Annotated in this window: 12 protein-coding genes; 3 read left to right on the forward strand and 9 right to left on the reverse strand. The window is 33.4% G+C overall.

Features of this window, described 5'->3' with window-relative positions; all coding sequences use genetic code 11:
* The first annotated feature begins 8 nt into the window (after nt 1-8).
* The 3 genes from gltB (at nt 9) to lysA (ending at nt 7,382) form a co-directional block, all read left to right on the forward strand.
* Entirely contained in the window at nt 9-4,523 is a 4,515-nt protein-coding gene (gltB, locus tag ACKVOD_RS01395) for a glutamate synthase large subunit (protein WP_409207695.1), read from the forward strand.
* Nucleotides 4,524-4,529: 6 nt separating this feature from the next.
* On the forward strand, nt 4,530-5,990 hold the full coding sequence (locus ACKVOD_RS01400; protein ID WP_409207696.1) for a glutamate synthase subunit beta: 1,461 nt from the start codon (nt 4,530-4,532) through the stop codon (nt 5,988-5,990).
* 174 nt (nt 5,991-6,164) lie between these two features.
* Complete coding sequence (gene lysA / locus ACKVOD_RS01405) at nt 6,165-7,382, forward strand: diaminopimelate decarboxylase (RefSeq protein ID WP_409207697.1); 1,218 nt, start codon at nt 6,165-6,167, stop codon at nt 7,380-7,382.
* 67 nt (nt 7,383-7,449) lie between these two features.
* Here the strand turns inward: lysA and pafA are convergent, their stop codons facing one another.
* The 9 genes from pafA to ACKVOD_RS01450 all read right to left on the reverse strand — a co-directional run.
* Nucleotides 7,450-9,066 carry an alkaline phosphatase PafA gene (gene pafA / locus ACKVOD_RS01410; RefSeq protein WP_409207698.1) on the reverse strand — a complete coding sequence of 539 codons (1,617 nt, stop codon included), beginning with the start codon at nt 9,064-9,066 and terminating at the stop codon, nt 7,450-7,452.
* A gap of 37 nt (nt 9,067-9,103) precedes the next feature.
* A complete protein-coding gene (locus ACKVOD_RS01415) occupies nt 9,104-9,514 on the reverse strand; it encodes a hypothetical protein (RefSeq protein WP_409207699.1) in 411 nt (136 codons plus the stop codon).
* A 43-nt stretch (nt 9,515-9,557) separates the two neighbouring features.
* Nucleotides 9,558-10,502: an NAD(P)H-dependent flavin oxidoreductase gene (locus tag ACKVOD_RS01420; RefSeq protein WP_409207700.1), complete on the reverse strand. Its 945-nt coding sequence runs from the start codon at nt 10,500-10,502 to the stop codon at nt 9,558-9,560.
* Nucleotides 10,503-10,512: 10 nt separating this feature from the next.
* On the reverse strand, nt 10,513-12,144 hold the full coding sequence (locus ACKVOD_RS01425) for a S8 family serine peptidase (protein ID WP_409207701.1): 1,632 nt from the start codon (nt 12,142-12,144) through the stop codon (nt 10,513-10,515).
* Between the two features lie 26 nt (nt 12,145-12,170).
* A complete protein-coding gene (gene mnmA, locus ACKVOD_RS01430) occupies nt 12,171-13,358 on the reverse strand; it encodes a tRNA 2-thiouridine(34) synthase MnmA (RefSeq protein ID WP_409207702.1) in 1,188 nt (395 codons plus the stop codon).
* Nucleotides 13,359-13,434: 76 nt separating this feature from the next.
* A complete protein-coding gene (locus ACKVOD_RS01435; protein WP_409207703.1) occupies nt 13,435-14,142 on the reverse strand; it encodes a toxin-antitoxin system YwqK family antitoxin in 708 nt (235 codons plus the stop codon).
* Nucleotides 14,143-14,228: 86 nt separating this feature from the next.
* A complete protein-coding gene (gene yidC, locus ACKVOD_RS01440) occupies nt 14,229-16,127 on the reverse strand; it encodes a membrane protein insertase YidC (protein WP_409207704.1) in 1,899 nt (632 codons plus the stop codon).
* 83 nt (nt 16,128-16,210) lie between these two features.
* Entirely contained in the window at nt 16,211-17,824 is a 1,614-nt protein-coding gene (locus tag ACKVOD_RS01445) for a CTP synthase (RefSeq protein ID WP_409207705.1), read from the reverse strand.
* A 200-nt stretch (nt 17,825-18,024) separates the two neighbouring features.
* A partial coding sequence (locus ACKVOD_RS01450) for a hypothetical protein (protein WP_409207706.1) occupies nt 18,025-18,214 on the reverse strand: 190 nt, incomplete at its 5' end.

An 18,214-nucleotide genomic window follows, 5' to 3' on the forward strand; every position in this document is an offset into this window, starting at 1 on the left:
TATTAAGCATGAAAATTAAAGAACAAGGTCTTTATTTACCAGAATTTGAACATGAAAATTGTGGAGCTGGTTTTATTTGCAATCTTAAAGGAGAAAAAACAAATCAAATCATACACGATGCACTTGAAATTCTAGTTCGATTAGAACATCGTGGAGGAGTTAGTGCTGACGGAAAAACCGGAGATGGAGCAGGGTTAATGATAGACATACCTTATGAGTATTTTAATAGGGTTTGTAAATTCAAATTACCAGCTGCAAGAGAATATGCTGTTGGGATGGTTTTTTTGCCTAAAACAGATAATCAATATGTTTTTTGTAAAGAAGTGTTTGAAAAGGAAATACTAGCTCAAGGACTTTCTGTTTTAGGATGGAGAGAAGTACCTGTTGATTCTTCTCAATTGGGACCAATCGCTTTGGCTTCTGAGCCAAAAATTGAGCAAATATTTATAGGTAAAAAAGATCCTATAGAGGAAGTTGTTTTTAAAGCTAAGCTCTATGCTGCGCGTAAAATTACCGAGCATTTCATTGCAAATTCTAAAATTTCGGAATCTTCGTATTTTTATGTTCCTAGCTTGTCTACTACAACCCTGATATATAAGGGTATAATTATGCCCGAAGATATTGGTCCTTATTATACTGATTTACAACAAACCGATTTGGTTACTCGTTTAGCCTTGGTACACCAACGTTTCTCAACCAATACAATGCCTACTTGGGAATTGTCTCAACCTTTTAGATACATGTGTCAAAATGGTGAGATTAACACCTTGAGAGGTAACGTAAGTAGAATGAGAGTTCGTGAGGAAATCATGAAAAGTGAAATTTTCGGGCCTCAAATAGATAAATTATTCCCAATTATCTTACCTGGAAAATCAGATTCGGCTTCTATGGATATGGTTGTTGAATTATTGATGCATACCGGAAGGACTCTTCCAGAGGTAATGATGATGATGATTCCTGAAGCATGGGAGAAACACAAAACCATGTCTGAAGATAGAAAGGCATTCTATGAATATAATGCTTGTATCATGGAGCCTTGGGATGGTCCTGCATCTGTACCATTTTGTGATGGAGATTATGTTGGTGCATTACTAGATCGTAATGGTTTAAGACCTTCTCGTTATACTGTGACAAAAAGCGGCAAACTAATTATGGCATCTGAAATTGGAGTAGTCGAAGTTGCCCCTGAGGATGTTGAAAGTCATGGTAGATTAGAACCAGGAAAAATGTTCTTGGTCGATATGAACGAAGGACGTATAATCAATGATGAGGAAATAAAAAGTAAAATTGTTTCTGAACGCCCTTATAAAGAATGGTTAAAACAATACCGATTGAACCTTAAAGATGTTCCGGCAACTTCTGAGGTTTGTCCTATTGAGACTATCGATTTAAAAACAAGAGAGCGTTTATTTAATTATACCTTAGAGGATATTCAAGATATGATTACCCCTATGGCTCAAACGAGTAAGGAAGCGCTAGGTTCAATGGGAACTGATACTCCTTTAGCCGTTTTATCAGACAGACCTCAATTAATAGCAAACTATTTTAAACAACTTTTCGCACAAGTTACCAATCCCCCATTAGATGGAATTCGGGAAGAAATTGTTACTGATATTAGCCTTGCATTAGGACAAGACAGAAACATATTTGACATTACAAGCAAACAATGTCGAAAACTACGAATTCAAAATCCTGTTATTTCTAATAATGATTTAGAGAAAATTAGAAATATTTCTATCGATAATTTCAAAGCAGAAACTATCGAAATATTATATCCTAAAGCAAAAGGATTAAATGGTCTTGAAGATGCTTTAGAGAACATAATTGTTCAAATTACCAAAGCCTTAGATAAAGGAAACAATATCATTATCCTCTCGGATAGAGGTGTTAATAAAGATTTTGCACCAATCCCTTCTTTATTAGCTTGTTCTTATGTGAATCACCAGATGAATCGTTTGCGCAAGCGTTCGTATTTCGATATTATTATTGAATCTGCTGAACCACGTGAACCACACCATTTTGCTACATTATTTGGATATGGTGCAAGTGCTATCAATCCGTATATGGTTAATGAAATTATTCGTGTACAAGTGCAAGAAGGCTTTATTACAGGAATTAGCGAACAAAAAGCAGTTGATAATTTCAATAAAGCTATTGGTTCTGGAATTCTAAAAATCATGAATAAAATTGGAATCTCGACATTACATTCTTACAGAGGTTCACAAATTTTTGAAATCGTTGGTTTCAATTCTAAATTTGTACAAAAATATTTCCCTTACACTACATCAAGAATTGAAGGTATTGGATTGTACGAAATTGAGAAAGAAATTAGCGAAAGATACAAATACGCTTATCCAGATAATTTAATACCTAATAGATTAGGACTGAATATTGGTGGAGACTACAGATGGAGACGTAATGGCGAAAGACACATGTTTAATCCGTTAACCATTTCAAAATTACAACAAGCGGTACGATTAAGTGATCAAGATAGTTATGATGTTTATGCTAAAGCAGTAAATGATCAAGCTGAAAATCTGATGACCATTCGTGGTTTGTTTGAATTTGATAATTTAAATCCAATTCCGTTAGAAGAAGTAGAGCCTTGGACAGAAATTGTAAAACGTTTCAAAACTGGAGCCATGTCATATGGGTCTATTTCGAGAGAAGCGCATGAAAACTTAGCTATCGCGATGAACCGAATAGGTGGTAAATCGAATTCAGGTGAAGGTGGAGAAAACAGAACGCGTTTTCAGCCAGACATCAATGGCGATAGTCGTAACTCAGCTATCAAACAAGTAGCATCAGGGCGTTTTGGTGTAACATCCCATTATTTATCAAGTGCTAAAGAAATACAAATAAAAATGGCTCAAGGTGCAAAACCTGGAGAAGGAGGACAATTACCGGGCGAAAAAGTGTTGCCTTGGATTGCCGAAGCTAGAAATTCAACTCCTTTTGTAGGATTGATTTCACCTCCACCACACCATGATATTTATTCCATTGAGGATTTAGCACAATTAATTTTCGATTTAAAAAATGCCAATAGAGAAGCTAGAATTAATGTTAAATTAGTTTCAGAAGTTGGTGTTGGAACCATTGCCGCTGGTGTTGCTAAAGCAAAAGCTGATGTGGTTTTAATTGCAGGTTATGATGGTGGAACAGGAGCATCTCCGTTAACATCATTAAAACATGCAGGACTTCCTTGGGAGCTTGGATTGGCCGAAGCGCAACAAACATTAGTATTAAACAACCTAAGAAGCAGAATTGTTGTAGAATGTGATGGCCAGTTAAAAACAGGTCGTGACGTAGCAATTGCCGCTTTATTAGGAGCGGAGGAATTTGGTTTTGCCACTGCTCCTCTTGTTGCTTCTGGATGTATTATGATGCGTAAATGTCATTTAAACACTTGTCCTGTAGGTATTGCAACTCAGGATAAAGAGTTGCGCAAAAACTTCAAAGGAACACCAGAACATGTAATTAATTTCTTCTTTTATGTTGCCGAAGAATTAAGAGGAATCATGGCGCAACTAGGGTTTAGAACTTTAGAAGAAATGGTGGGACAAACGCATAAAATAAATTCGAATAAAGCAATTACGCATTACAAAGCGAAAGGTTTAGATTTATCATCTATCCTATACAGACCGGCTGCCTATAGAAATATGGTAGTTAGAAATACCGAAAAGCAAGATCATGGTTTAGACGGTGTTTTAGATTTTCAGATATTAAAAGACTCTCACAGAGCTTTATACAGAAAAGAAAAAACAACTTTAAATTATAATATAAACAATGTAAACCGCTCTGTTGGAGCAATTGTAAGTAATGAAATATCTAAAATTTATGGACATCTTGGTTTACCTGAAGATACACTGAACATTAATTTTACAGGTTCTGCTGGTCAAAGTTTTGGAGCTTTTAGTGCTCATGGATTAACTTTTACTGTTGATGGAAATACGAACGATTATTTAGGTAAAGGATTGTCTGGAGCTAAATTAATTGTCAAAAAACCAGCTACTGCAACATTTATTGCCGAAAACAATGTTATTGTTGGTAACGTTTGTTTATTTGGTGCAATCGAGGGCGAAGCCTACATCAATGGAATTGCGGGTGAGCGTTTTGCTGTTCGTAATTCTGGAGCCATAGCAGTGGTTGAAGGAGTTGGAGATCATGGTTGTGAATATATGACTGGCGGAAAAGTAGTTGTTCTAGGTAAAACTGGAAGAAATTTTGCAGCTGGTATGAGTGGTGGTATCGCCTACATCTATGATCCAGAAAATAAATTTACCAACGGATTGTGTAATACAGAATCAATAGAATTTGAAGAGATTGAAGCAGAAGAAGCACAAGAATTGAAAGCATTAATCGAAAAACACGTAAGCTATACCAACAGTACAAAAGGGACTAAATTATTAGCCGAATGGGCTGATAGTTTGAGCAAATTTGTAAAAGTAATGCCTACAGAGTACAAAAAAGCATTGAAACGTCTGGAAACAGAAGAACAAATGGTAGAAGAATTAACAGCATAACATATAATGGGAAAAGTTACAGGTTTTAAAGAATTTGAAAGAGAAGACGAGTCGTACACGCCAGTAAAAGAGCGTGTTGCACATTATAATGAATTTACGATTCCATTAAGTGAAACTGAAATTACCAAACAAGGATCTCGTTGTATGGATTGCGGTATTCCATTTTGCCATAGCGGATGCCCTCTAGGAAATTTAATTCCAGATTTTAATCACATGGTTCATCAAGGCGAATGGCAAAAAGCATCTTGGATATTACATTCAACTAATAATTTTCCTGAATTTACAGGGCGATTGTGTCCAGCACCTTGCGAAAAAGCATGTGTATTAGGACTAATTGAAGAACCGGTTTCGATAGAAAATATTGAGAAAAACATTGTGGAACGAGCCTTTGCAGAAGGCTGGATTAAACCACAACCTCCAAAAACAAGAACAGGTAAAACAATAGCCGTAATAGGCTCAGGACCTGCAGGATTAGCTGCTGCACAGCAACTAAACAGAGCTGGACATTTAGTAACAGTTTTCGAAAGAGACGATGCTATAGGTGGATTATTGCGTTATGGAATTCCTAATTTCAAAATGGAAAAAGGAATTATAGAACGTCGTTTAGCGATTTTAAAGGCAGAAGGAATTGAATTTAAAGTAAATACCAATGTTGGTGTCAATTATGACATTAACGACTTAAAAGCTTTTGATTCAATTGTACTTTGCGGTGGAGCTACGGAAAGAAGAGGTTTACCAACTCTTGGAGCAGATGCCGATGGTGTTGTTCAAGCTATGGATTTCTTAACCCAACAAACAAAAGTTGTTTTTGGACAAAAAGTAGAAAACCAAGTCATGGCTACTGGTAAAGATGTTATCGTAATTGGTGGTGGAGATACTGGTTCAGACTGTGTGGGTACATCAAATCGTCATGGTGCAAAATCGGTAACCAATTTTGAAATTATGCCAAAACCTCCAGTAGGAAGAAGCGAAACTACACCTTGGCCATTTTGGCCTTTACAACTTAAAACATCTTCATCACATAAAGAAGGTGCGGAAAGAAACTGGTTGATTAATACTAAAGAATTTATTAAAGATAAAAACGGAAAATTAATCGCTCTTAAAACAGTAAATGTTGAATGGAAAATCGTTCCTGGACAACGCCCTGAATTAATTGAGGTAGCTGGTTCTGAGAAAACATGGCCTTGTGATTTAGCCTTATTAGCTTTAGGTTTTACTGGACCTGAAAAAACATTGAGCAGCCAATTAGGTTTAGAACTTGATTTCAGAAGCAATTATAAAGCGGAATATGGTAAATACCAAACCAATGTTCCTAATATTTTTACTGCTGGCGATATGCGTCGTGGACAGTCTTTAATAGTTTGGGCGATTTCTGAAGGTAGAGAAGCTGCGAGACAAGTAGATATTTACTTAATGGGCTCCAGTAATTTACCATCAAAAGAAGGTGGAGATTTAGCAGGAGTTTAATAGTTACTAAATATTTTTAGAAGCCCTTGAATTTTTTCAGGGGCTTTTTTGTTTAAAAAACCACAATATAATACTTAATGTTTGTTTTAAAACAATTTGTTATAATTTGTTATTTTTAATTTTTCCCCTTGTGAGTATCGATAAAGAATAATAAATTTGCATAAAAATATTACAATGCAACCTAAAGAATTAGTACAATTAGCAGAACAATTTGGAAGTCCATTATATGTATATGATGCGGCAAAAATCCAGTCTCAATATAAAAGATTAACCAATGCTTTTTCTAAGGTAGAAAAATTGCGAATCAATTACGCGATGAAGGCACTATCAAACGTTGCTATTCTTCAATTGTTGAGAGAATGCGGTTCTTGTTTAGATGCTGTTTCAATTCAGGAGGTACAATTAGGACTGCACGCAGGTTATTCTCCAGATCAGATATTTTTCACGCCAAATGGTGTTTCTCTAGAAGAAATCGAAGAGGTATCGGCAATGGGAGTACAAATCAATATTGACAATTTATCCATATTGGAACAATTTGGAGCAAAACACCCACACGTTCCTGTTTGCATTCGGATTAACCCACACGTAATGGCTGGTGGTAATGCCAACATTTCGGTAGGTCATATCGATAGTAAATTTGGTATTTCAGTTCATCAATTACCACATTTAGTGCGTATTGTCGAAAATACAAAAATGCATATCGTTGGAATTCACATGCATACGGGTTCTGATATTCTAGATATTGAAGTGTTTTTATATGCAGCAGAAATTTTGTTTGATGCAGCTAGAAGTTTTAAAAACCTTGAGTTTTTAGATTTCGGAAGTGGTTTTAAAGTACCCTACAAAAAAGATGATGTCGAAACAGATATCGAAGAATTAGGTAGAAAATTATCAAAAAGATTCAATGCCTTCTGTAAAGAATATGGCAAAGATTTGACCTTAATTTTCGAACCTGGAAAATTCTTGGTAAGCGAAGCTGGGTATTTCTTGGCTAAAGTAAATGTTGTAAAGCAAACTACTTCAACCGTTTTTGCTGGAATTGACAGTGGTTTCAACCACTTAATAAGACCCATGTTTTATGGTTCTCAACATCATATAGAAAATATTTCAAACCCAAAAGCGAAAGAACGTTTCTACTCAGTTGTAGGGTATATTTGCGAAACAGATACTTTTGCCAATAACCGCAGAATATCCGAAATCAATGAAGGCGATATTCTTAGTTTTAGAAATGCTGGAGCCTATTGTTTTTCGATGGCATCAAACTATAACTCTCGTTACAAACCTGCAGAAGTACTTTGGCTCAATGGCGAAGGACATTTAATTAGAGCTCACGAGACTTTTGAAGATTTGCTCAAAAATCAAATTCCTTTGCCGGTAGAAGCTACAGTCTAATAAATACCAAATCCCATTTCAATAAAAAATGAAATGGGATTTTTTTGTGGTTATTTTAAAAACAAGGCTATTTTCCACCCAAAACTTCTTCCAAAACTTGAGATTCCGTTCCGTTAGGAAATGTAATTCTGAGCATTTGAGATAGTGTTGGTGCTATTTGTGTAATTTGTTTTTTAGCAAACGACTCCCCTTTTGGTATATGCCAACCATAAAATAGCAATGGTACATGAGTGTCATAGCTATTTGGTGAGCCATGTGTTGTACCTGTTGCTTTGTATGATGTATAGGCCAACTTATCCAATACAACTAAATCCCCAGATTGTTTAGGATCATACCCTTTAGCAATAAAACTTAAATAATAATCAGATTCTGATGAGGTTAAAATTTCCTCCTCGTCATATACTCTTCTTACATGATCTTGTAGCTTAATATAATCCTTAAAAAAAATTTTAATTTTATCGAAATCTAAATTTCTTTCTTTAATAACCTTTCTATCAAAATACAGGTTAAAATTTGAGTAATCTAAAACCAAATTTACTCCAAAAGTATCTAATGAAAATTGCTTTAATCCTTCTACAAATTCTTTTATTACAATGGTTTTAACATTGTATTTATTATCTTTCAAATAATTAAGATTTTCTGCTCCAGCATGATCTGCAGTTAAAAAAAGTAAATAATTATCTTTCCCAACTGTTGTATCTAAATAGTTTAAGAACTTTGCCAAAGTTTCATCCAAGCGCAAATAAGTATCCTGTATTTCCATGGAACGGGGTCCAAATTCATGACCAATATAATCTGTTGAAGAGAAACTTATAGTTATAAAATCAGTTATATCATCCTTTCCTAAATTCTCGTTTTGTATTGCTTTAATTGCAAAATCAGCTAAATAATCATTCCCATAAGGAGTTACTCTTAGTGTTTCTGCACCTTTGCTAGCATATAACTTAGCTAAATCATAAGGAAAAACAGGACCTTTCGTTTTGTCAATTTTACTCTCATAAGGATTATCATCTATTAAACTTTCATTATATGTAGCTAATGGTTTAAGCAAATCCCACCCCTTATTGATGTAGTTCATGTACTTTTTTTCATTGTTAAATTCAGTAACCCAATCTGGTAATGCTACACCATAAAAAGAACTAGAAATAAAAGCTCCTGTATTACTATACCAAAAAGCCCAATTAGCAAAATGACCCGCGGGTAAAATAGCGCCACGATCTTTCAAACTTATTCCAATAACTTTTCCTTTAAAATTGGTTGCCATTCTTAACTCATCAGTAATCGTAGTGCTTAATAAATTTTTAGGCGACATCAAACCTTCTTTTAAGGAACCATCACCTAAGGTTTTAACATCAACATCATCTGTACAATACATATCTTTACCTAAAGAACGATTGAACCAATCATTTGCAATAATTCCATGAGTTGATGGAGTTGCACCAGTATAAATCGAGGCATGCCCAGGCGCTGTGTACGTTGGCATATAATTAAAATGCATGTTGTTGAAAGTGTATCCGTTATTCATCAATCGCTTGAAACCATTGGGGGAAAAATCATCCGAAAAACGATATAAATACTCCATTTTCATCTGATCAACTACAATTCCAACCACTAGTTTAGGTCTTTGTTGTGCTTGAATATTTGCAATGAAAATAATAAAAATTAAAAAAAAATACTTTCTCATGTGCTGTTTTGGTTTATTAATTAAACCCTAAAATGGATTAATAATTTGAAACATTATAAACAATAACACGATTGTCATAATTGATATATAACTGTTTGCGATTGTCTTGATTTTTTCGAATGATTATCGACAAAGTACATTCCTCGCCTAAATTATCAATACAAGTAAATGAATGTGAATTATCTGTTTTCCCCTCAACGAAGGGAAAATAATCTACTATTTCAAAGACTTGAATAGCCTCAGAATAAATTAATATTCTATTTTTATCCGTATCTAATTTAATTAAAATATTTACTAATTCTAAATCAGACCAAGTACCCCACTTCCCATTTTGTTTTTTTTCTAAAACACTTAATCCAGAAGTTTTAAATTTATACGTTTGACCAAAAGTGAATTGGGAATTTAAACCAAAAAATAGCAGTATTATAAAAATTTTAATTTTTGACATCATATTATTTTTGAAAGCAATCAAATGTAATAAAAATAAGATTCTAGAAATTAAATTTAGTGAGATCATTTTTAGCCAAATTAAAATCATGCATTATTTCATTAATGATCTCAACAGCTGGTTTTATCTCATGAATTATTCCTGCAATCTGACCTATTTCGAGTTCTCCTTCTATTAAATCCCCTTCAAACATACCACGTTTTGCTCTTGATCTACCTAATAGCTCAGCTAATTCTTCTTTCGTTGGACATTGTGCATATAATTGTTGAACGTCATCATAAAATTTATTTTTGATTAAACGTACGGGTGCTAATTCTTTTAAAGTTAGCTGGGTATCACCATCATTAGTTTCTATAATTTTATTTTTAAAATTCATGTGAGCAGAAGATTCAACCGAAGCTGCAAACCGACTTCCTATTTGTACGCCATCGGCACCAAGAACTAGTGCAGCAAGCATTCCCCTTCCTGTGGCAATTCCTCCAGCAGCGATAAGTGGAATGTTTATTTTTTCTTTCACCATCGGAATCAAGGTGAATGTTGTTGTTTCTTCTCTCCCGTTGTGACCACCAGCTTCAAATCCTTCGGCAACTATGGCATCTACTCCTGCTTCTTGTGCATTTAATGCAAAGACCGAACTACTCACTACATGAACTACCGTTATTCCTTTTTCTTTTAAAAAAGAAGTCCAAGTTTTAGGATTTCCAGCCGATGTAAAAACTATTTTCACGCCTTCTTCGACGATAATAGTCATTAATTCTTCAATGTTTGGATACAACATTGGAATGTTAACACCAAAAGGTTTATCAGTAGCTTTTTTACATTTTTGAATATGTTCTCGTAGTACTTCAGGATACATAGAACCCGCACCTATCAAACCCAAACCGCCAGCATTACTAACGGCACTTGCTAATTTATACCCCGAATTCCAAACCATACCTGCCTGAATAATGGGGTATTTGATATTGAAAAGTTGGGTTATTTTATTCATTAATCAAAAATTACTGTTTTATAATTTTTCCACTTTTATAAAAACCATAACCTTCGATTTTATAAAAATACACTCCATTTTCTAATGACTTTAAAGTAACATTTGATGATTGATTAAACACTTCTTTTTCTAGTACTTTTTGACCTAAAACAGAATAAATATAAAGTTTTTTTGGACTCGAATTTTCCGGTAAATTTACCTTAATTAAATCTTTTGTCGGATTGGGATAAATCACTAAATCGGATTCTGAAAAAGATATTATTGACAATCCATTGGCGAAAGCCAAATTAAAATCTGGAATTCCATATCCTAATTGGTTTGTGGGAGTAGAAAATTTATCAGCAGATTGGATAATTAATTCTTTAATTTGTTTATTGGTCATCGTTGGTAAAGCCTGCCACAAACAAGCAATTAACCCAGCTGTTATGGGGCAGGAAAAAGAAGTTCCGCTACTATTATTAACTATATTCCCTGAAGTGTCTGAAAAATAAGGATTTTGTCCTTGAGCCATTACATCAGGTTTTACACGACCATCAAAACTTGGACCAATAGAACTAAACGAAGCATAAGTTTTATCGGATTTTACAGCACCAACTGCAATTACATTTAGAGCTTCAGCCGGAACACCAATATGTTTTTCTGTTGGATTATTCCCTTCATTTCCTGCACTTGCAACAACAATAATTCCTTTGCTAAAAGCAATGTTTGCACCTTGAGAAGCAAAAGCAACATTTCCAGTCATATCGGAATAAGTATGGCTATAAGCTGGATAATTTGGTCCATAATCAAAATACCCCAAAGAAGTAGTAATAATATCCACTCCCACTCTATCTGCTTCTTCTGCGGCCTCAACCCAATAAGATTCTTCTACAGGATTTTCATCCGCATTATCTTCCGTAATGTATAAATAATACTTCGCATCTGGTGCTGTTCCAATTAATTGCCCATCTTTATAACCTCCCATTAATGAAAGTACTAATGTTCCATGTGAATTTCCAGTATAAAAATTTGAATTTTTATTTACATAATCATAACCCCCTAAAATTAAACCATTACTAATTAATCTTTGGAAAGGCTGAGCGGTATTAACATTTGGAAAACCCGAATCCAAAACAGCAATGACCTTTCCTGATCCCGTATAATTTAATTGATGTAATAAATGTCCGTTGAGCATCTGAATTTGATTTGCGGAATTTCCATAATCGTAATTGCCTGCTGTTGCTACTGTTTTGTTTACTGGTAAATTCTTTGTTTTTTTTGCTGTACCTATTTTAGCAGTATTAAGAGCATGATTTGCAAAATCTAAATGATCTACAAAAGAAAATAATTTTAATGCATTGATATTTGCTAGCGAACCACGAACGTGAGCACAGTTCAACCACTTTGACTTGGCTTTAACTGTAACTCCAATAGAAGCCGTAATCTGATTAATATAGGATTGTTCAATTGGGACATCTAAAATATCAAATGGAATATTTTGAGCAATTCTTCTATCAATTGCCTTTTGGGTTAGCATTGTCGAAGGGGTAGTAAGATAGGCTTCAGAATTTCGTTTATCTTTAAAATAAACCCAAGCATCTTCTACCTGAGAAAAAGTAGCAGTGTAAACAAACAAGAAAAAAAGAAAGTATATGATTTTCATATTTATTTGGTTAATAAACTAATAATTTAAGATATTACTCCGGAACCAATTAATTCGCTTTCAATATACCAAGCTACAAATTGTCCTTCTGTAATTGCCGATTGTGATTCTTCAAAAGAAACATACATACCGTTTTCAAATTGATGTAAAGTGGCTTTTTGCAAAGGTTGTCTGTAACGGATTCTTGCCATAACCTGCATAGCTTCTCCATTAGCCAAAACCATATCATTTCGAATCCAATGTATTTCAGATTTTTCTATAAACAAAGCTTTTTTGAATAATCCCGGATGCTGACTTCCTAGTCCTGTATAAATTGTATTCGTTTCAACATTTGTTGCAATAATAAACAAAGGATCAGTTGTACCTCCTACATTAAGTCCTTTTCGTTGACCAATTGTAAAATAATGAGCACCTTGATGTTTACCAACTACTTTGCCCATCTCTGGCGTATAACCTATTTTTTTTGCCTCAAAAGACAATTTTTCTTCAGTTGAAAGTCCTTCTTCTTTTTCTAAATTATATACAGGATTATTTTCATCAATCTGGTAAATCAAACCCTCTTTGGATTTTAATTTTTGTTGTAAAAATTCAGGTAATCTTACTTTTCCAATGAAACACAACCCTTGAGAATCTCTTTTCTCGGCAGTAACTAAGTCAAGTTCCATTGCAATTTCACGGACTTCAGGTTTGGTTAATTCTCCAATTGGAAATAATGATTTAGCCAGTTGCTCTTGAGATAATTGACAAAGAAAATAAGATTGATCTTTGTTGTTATCGGCTCCAGCCAAAAGTTGGTAAACTGTTTTTCCATCAACATCAATTTCCCCTTTTCGACAATAATGCCCCGTTGCCACATAATCGGCGCCAAGACTTAAAGCGATTTTCATAAAAACATCAAATTTTATTTCGCGGTTACAAAGCACATCGGGATTTGGAGTCCTCCCTTTTTCATATTCGTTAAACATGTAGTCTACGATTTTCTCTTTATAAGCTTCGCTTAAATCAACTGTTTGGAAAGGAATACCTAGTTTTTCTGCAACCAATAAAGCATCATTACTATCTTCTAACCAAGGGCATTCATTAGAAATTGTTACCGAATCATCATGCCAGTTTTTCATAAATAACCCAATAACCTCAAAGCCTTGCTCTTGCAATAAATAAGCTGCAACACTTGAATCGACACCTCCAGAAAGTCCTACAACTACACGTTTCATTTAAAAACAATTACAATTTGACAAGGAAACAAAGTTACGAAGATTTATATCAGTTTTATCTATAGAAAAACGAATACTATTTAGTTTTTGTTTTTCTTTCAGGATAACTCATATTGGTTTGTTTTACTAATTTTCCTTTTTCGTAAAATTGCCAAATTCCAGATTTTTTTCCATTAACAAAGTCACCTTTTGATACAAGATTCCCATCTGTATCTCTAAAAATAGAAATTCCATTATAATTGTTATTCTCATAATTAGATTCTTCAATTACAACTCCATTTTGAGCATATATTTTACAAAGCCCGTTTTTGCTATTATTCTTGTAATTTACTTCTTCCGCTATCTTTCCATTAGGATAAAAAACAGTTCGTAAAACTTCGAGTTTGCCATTTACGTAATTTTCAATAGTCATTACAACTTTGGATGCTTTGTGATAAAATTTCCATTGCCCTTCGAATAATTTATTAACTACTTTACCCTCACTCACTATATTTTTATTTTGATCATAAAAAATGGTGTAAGCTTCGTTAGTTTGAAGTTTAAATTCTCTGGTAGCAATAACTGTCTTTAGTTTTGTATTGTCATAAAAAACAAAAAGTCCTACTTCTTTTCCATGCTCAAATTTACCTTCAAATCTAGGGTTTTTGGTGTCATCATAAACCCCTTTCCAAAGCCCTTGTTTATTTCCATTGTCATCTAGTTTATTGAATTCATTTTGAGAATGAAGATTCAAAAAATTGAAAAGCAACACAATTAAAAAGATTATTTTATAAAAGGTTTTCATAAGTATTATTTCAAAATAAACGTATTCTTTCTGAAAAAATTATTCTAACAAAAAAATCCCGATAAATCGGGATTTTAAAAAACATATTATTTTTTATTTTTAGCTTTCTGAGCTTCTGCCTGTTCCATTGCTACTTGCAATCTTTGTTGAAACTTACCTTGTTTTTTAGGTTCTTTTAATTTATTTTCTTGTATTTGAGCATGTATTTTATCACTATCAACAATGTAGTTTTTGATAACAAACATAATTCCAATAGTAATTAAGTTTGAAATGAAATTATACAAACTTAATCCTGCTCCATAACTATTAAAGAAAATTAACATCATAATAGGCGAAACATAAATCATAATCTTCATCATTTTAGCCATATCTGGCATACCTTCTTGCTGAGGAGCAGCCATTTGTTGATCACCAGAAGTCATTTTCATATAAAAGAAAATAGCTATTGATGCCAAAATTGGAAACAAACTAACATGATCACCATACAAAGGAATATGAAAAGGCAATTTGAAAATTTGGTCAAAAGAAGATAAATCATCCGCCCATAGAAAACCTTTTTGCCTTAACTCAAATGCTGATGGAAAAAACTGAAACGAAGCATACATAAACGGAATTTGAATTAATGCCGGAATACAACCAGCCATAGGATTCACTCCAGCTTTATTATATAATTTCATTGTTTCTTGTTGCTTCTTCATTGGGTCTTTTTTGAATTTTTCACCCAATTCAGTAATTTCAGGTCTAAGCACTTTCATCTTTGCCTGTGATAAAAATGACTTATAGGTAATAGGCGACATGGCAATTTTAATTAATATAGTAAATATTATAATTGCAATTCCATAAGCAATATAAGAACTTAAAAAGCCAAATAATGGAATAAAAATAAAAATATTAATCCATCCAAAAATCCCCCAACCTAATGGAATAATTTTTTCTAAATTTTTATCATACTTTTTTAAAGTTTTATAATCTGATGGTCCAAAATACCATTTCATTTTATAATCTATTTCTCCATTTGTAAAAGCCAATGGAACATTAGCCTTAAATTGCTTCGTAAAAGTAGTATCTATGGTTTCATCTAAAACAAGATTGTCCGATTTTAATTTTGAGGTTTCAAATGGTTTGTCCGTCAATAATATAGAAGTAAAAAAATGTTGTTTAAAGGCAATATAATTTACTTTTATTGGAGATTCTACTTTATCATTTCCTTGCCCTACATAATCTGTTTTCCCTTCTTCATATTCAAAATGGACTTCGGCATACCTATTTTCATAAGAAACACTTTTTTCATTTCTGTAAGATTTAAAATTCCATTCTAGATCCAAGGGTTTAGCAATATTTAATACTTTATTCAATCCTTGAGACCTAAGATCAAAGCCAACCATATAATCATTAGGCTTTAAAATGTATTTGTATTCTAAAAATTCATTATCACCCGCTTTCAATTTCATAGACAGTATTTGATCCGTTCCTACTTTTGATAAAGTAGGTTCAAAATACAAGTTTTTGGTATTTAAAGTACGATTATCCGCCGTTAGGAATTGAATATTCAAATCAGAATTATTGTCTTTAATTAGTTCTACTAATTGACCCGAACCCTTTTTAAATTTTTCGAAATTTTTCAGCGAAGCTTCCACAATAAAACCTCCTTTGTTGGCTATCTTAAGTTTTAACACCTCGTTTTCAATAGTAGTAAAACTAACTTTTGCCGATGGAAGCGAAGCAGAATATGCAAAACCACCTAAAGTTTTTTGAGCATTAGCCAATTGTGTTGAATCTCCAGCTACTATAGTTAAAGGCGCTACAGGGTTTAGATTTACAACAACTTGATTTACTTTTTCTTGTTTTTTAACCTGTTCTTTCTTTGCTTTTTCGGCTGCAATTTTCGCCTCTGAAGGTTGATTTTGGTATATAATCCAAATTAAAATTCCAAATATTAATATGAAACCAATTATCGAATTAAGATCTAATTTTTTTTCTTCCATTTTGTATCGTATCAATCTCTAAATTCACTATTAATGCAAAGTCAAAGATTTGAATATTATTTTTAAATTAATAAAACTGGTTGTTATTTCTTCTTCGCTTTAACTGTAGCAGCAACAAAACTTACAAAAAGCGGATGTGGATTTTCAACAGTGCTTTTGTATTCTGGGTGATATTGTACTCCTATATAAAAAGGGTGGTTTTCTAATTCTACAATCTCTACTAAACCTGTTTCTGGATTAAATCCCGATGCCTTTAGACCAGCTTTTTCTAATTCCTTCAAATACTGGCTATTAAATTCATAGCGGTGACGATGACGCTCAGAAATAGTAGTAGTGCCATAAATATTATGAGCCAATGTATTAGGTTTAATGTCACATTTCCAAGCTCCTAGACGCATTGTTCCTCCTTTATCAGTAACCGTTTTTTGATTTTCCATTAAATTCACAACAGGATGCTTCGTTTTAGGATTCATTTCAGTAGAATTAGCATCGACATAACCCAAAACATTTCTAGAATATTCGATAGTAGCCATTTGCATCCCCAAACAAATTCCAAAAAAGGGCATGTTATTTTCACGAGCATAACGTACCGCTTCAATTTTTCCTTCAATACCTCTTTCTCCAAAACCTGGAGCAACAAGGATCCCATCAAGTCCTGCAAATTTTTCGGCTACATCAGTAACATCTAAAAATTCTGAATGTATCGAAATCACATTTACTTTAGTTTCATTTGCAGCACCTGCATGAATGAAAGCCTCCAAAATAGATTTGTAACAATCTTGCATTTCTACATATTTTCCTATCAAACCAATGTTTACAGTGTGTTTTGGATGCTTTAATCTACGTAAAAAAGTATTCCAATGTTTTAAATCTGGAGCTGCCTTTTTAGGTAAATCTAATTTCTTTAAAGCAACAACATCAAGACCTTCTTCTAGCATCAAATTAGGTACTTCATAAATAGTAGAAGCGTCAATAGATTGAATTACAGCTTCCCGTTTTACATTGCAAAATAAGGCTAGTTTATTCCGAATTTCATCTGAAATTTCATGTTCTGTTCTACAAACCAAAATATCGGCTTTGATACCACTTTCCATCAAAGTTTTAACAGAATGTTGTGTTGGTTTTGTTTTCAATTCCCCAGCTGCAGCCAAATAAGGAATCAAAGTCAAGTGAATTACGATAGCATTAGTATCACCCAAATCCCAAACTAATTGACGAACAGATTCAATGTACGGTAAGGATTCAATATCACCAACAGTACCCCCTATTTCGGTAATTATAATATCAAAATCACCAGATTGCCCTAGCAATTGCATTCTTTCCTTAATTTCATTAGTTATATGAGGAACAACCTGAACCGTTTTACCTAGAAACTCCCCTCTACGTTCCTTTTCAATAACCGAAAGGTAAATTCTACCAGTAGTCACATTATTAGCCTGCGAAGTAGGAACATTCAAAAAACGCTCATAATGTCCTAAATCCAAATCCGTCTCTGCCCCATCATCTGTTACATAACATTCTCCATGTTCATAAGGATTTAAAGTACCAGGATCAACATTAAGGTATGGATCAAACTTTTGAATTGTTGTGCTATATCCTCTTCCTTGTAATAATTTTGCTAATGATGCCGCAATAATTCCCTTCCCTAATGAAGAAGTTACCCCGCCTGTAACAAAAATATATTTTGTTTGATTCATTCTATTATTGTTGTAGTTGTTTTGTTTGGTATATTGTAAAGCAAAATTACTTTACAAAAACGATGCAAAAATACAATTATAAATTGAGAAAAAACTAATTTGAAATTGAGATAATATAATAAAATAAGAATATTATTTAATCTAAAATTAGTTGTTAAAAATAATAATTTAGATAAACCCTAAAAAAAAAGGAAGACAACCTATAAAAAACCCTCATTCGCCTTGGCGAATGAGGGTTTAAAGAAAGGCGACGAACCGAGTCCAGATAATTTGTGACGAACACGTCGATTCAAAATAAAAAACCCTGTTTCTAACGAAACAGGGTTTTCAAAGACCGAGGCTTTAGCCGAACAGGCGGAAGCAAATGCGACGAACTGAGTCCCGATACTT

The organism is Flavobacterium sp., from assembly GCF_046155325.1.
In the GTDB taxonomy this organism is placed as follows: domain Bacteria; phylum Bacteroidota; class Bacteroidia; order Flavobacteriales; family Flavobacteriaceae; genus Flavobacterium.

What these genes read in the sequence shown, in the direction of transcription:
- ACKVOD_RS01400 (WP_409207696.1), top strand. Translation starts at nt 4,530, where the DNA reads ATGGGAAAAGTTACAGGTTTTAAAGAATTTGAAAGAGAAGACGAGTCG.
- ACKVOD_RS01435 (WP_409207703.1), bottom strand. Translation starts at nt 14,142, where the DNA reads ATGAAAACCTTTTATAAAATAATCTTTTTAATTGTGTTGCTTTTCAAT.
- ACKVOD_RS01420 (WP_409207700.1), bottom strand. Translation starts at nt 10,502, where the DNA reads ATGAATAAAATAACCCAACTTTTCAATATCAAATACCCCATTATTCAG.
- mnmA (WP_409207702.1), bottom strand. Translation starts at nt 13,358, where the DNA reads ATGAAACGTGTAGTTGTAGGACTTTCTGGAGGTGTCGATTCAAGTGTT.
- gltB (WP_409207695.1), top strand. Translation starts at nt 9, where the DNA reads ATGAAAATTAAAGAACAAGGTCTTTATTTACCAGAATTTGAACATGAA.
- ACKVOD_RS01445 (WP_409207705.1), bottom strand. Translation starts at nt 17,824, where the DNA reads ATGAATCAAACAAAATATATTTTTGTTACAGGCGGGGTAACTTCTTCA.
- pafA (WP_409207698.1), bottom strand. Translation starts at nt 9,066, where the DNA reads ATGAGAAAGTATTTTTTTTTAATTTTTATTATTTTCATTGCAAATATT.
- lysA (WP_409207697.1), top strand. Translation starts at nt 6,165, where the DNA reads ATGCAACCTAAAGAATTAGTACAATTAGCAGAACAATTTGGAAGTCCA.
- ACKVOD_RS01415 (WP_409207699.1), bottom strand. Translation starts at nt 9,514, where the DNA reads ATGTCAAAAATTAAAATTTTTATAATACTGCTATTTTTTGGTTTAAAT.
- yidC (WP_409207704.1), bottom strand. Translation starts at nt 16,127, where the DNA reads ATGGAAGAAAAAAAATTAGATCTTAATTCGATAATTGGTTTCATATTA.
- ACKVOD_RS01425 (WP_409207701.1), bottom strand. Translation starts at nt 12,144, where the DNA reads ATGAAAATCATATACTTTCTTTTTTTCTTGTTTGTTTACACTGCTACT.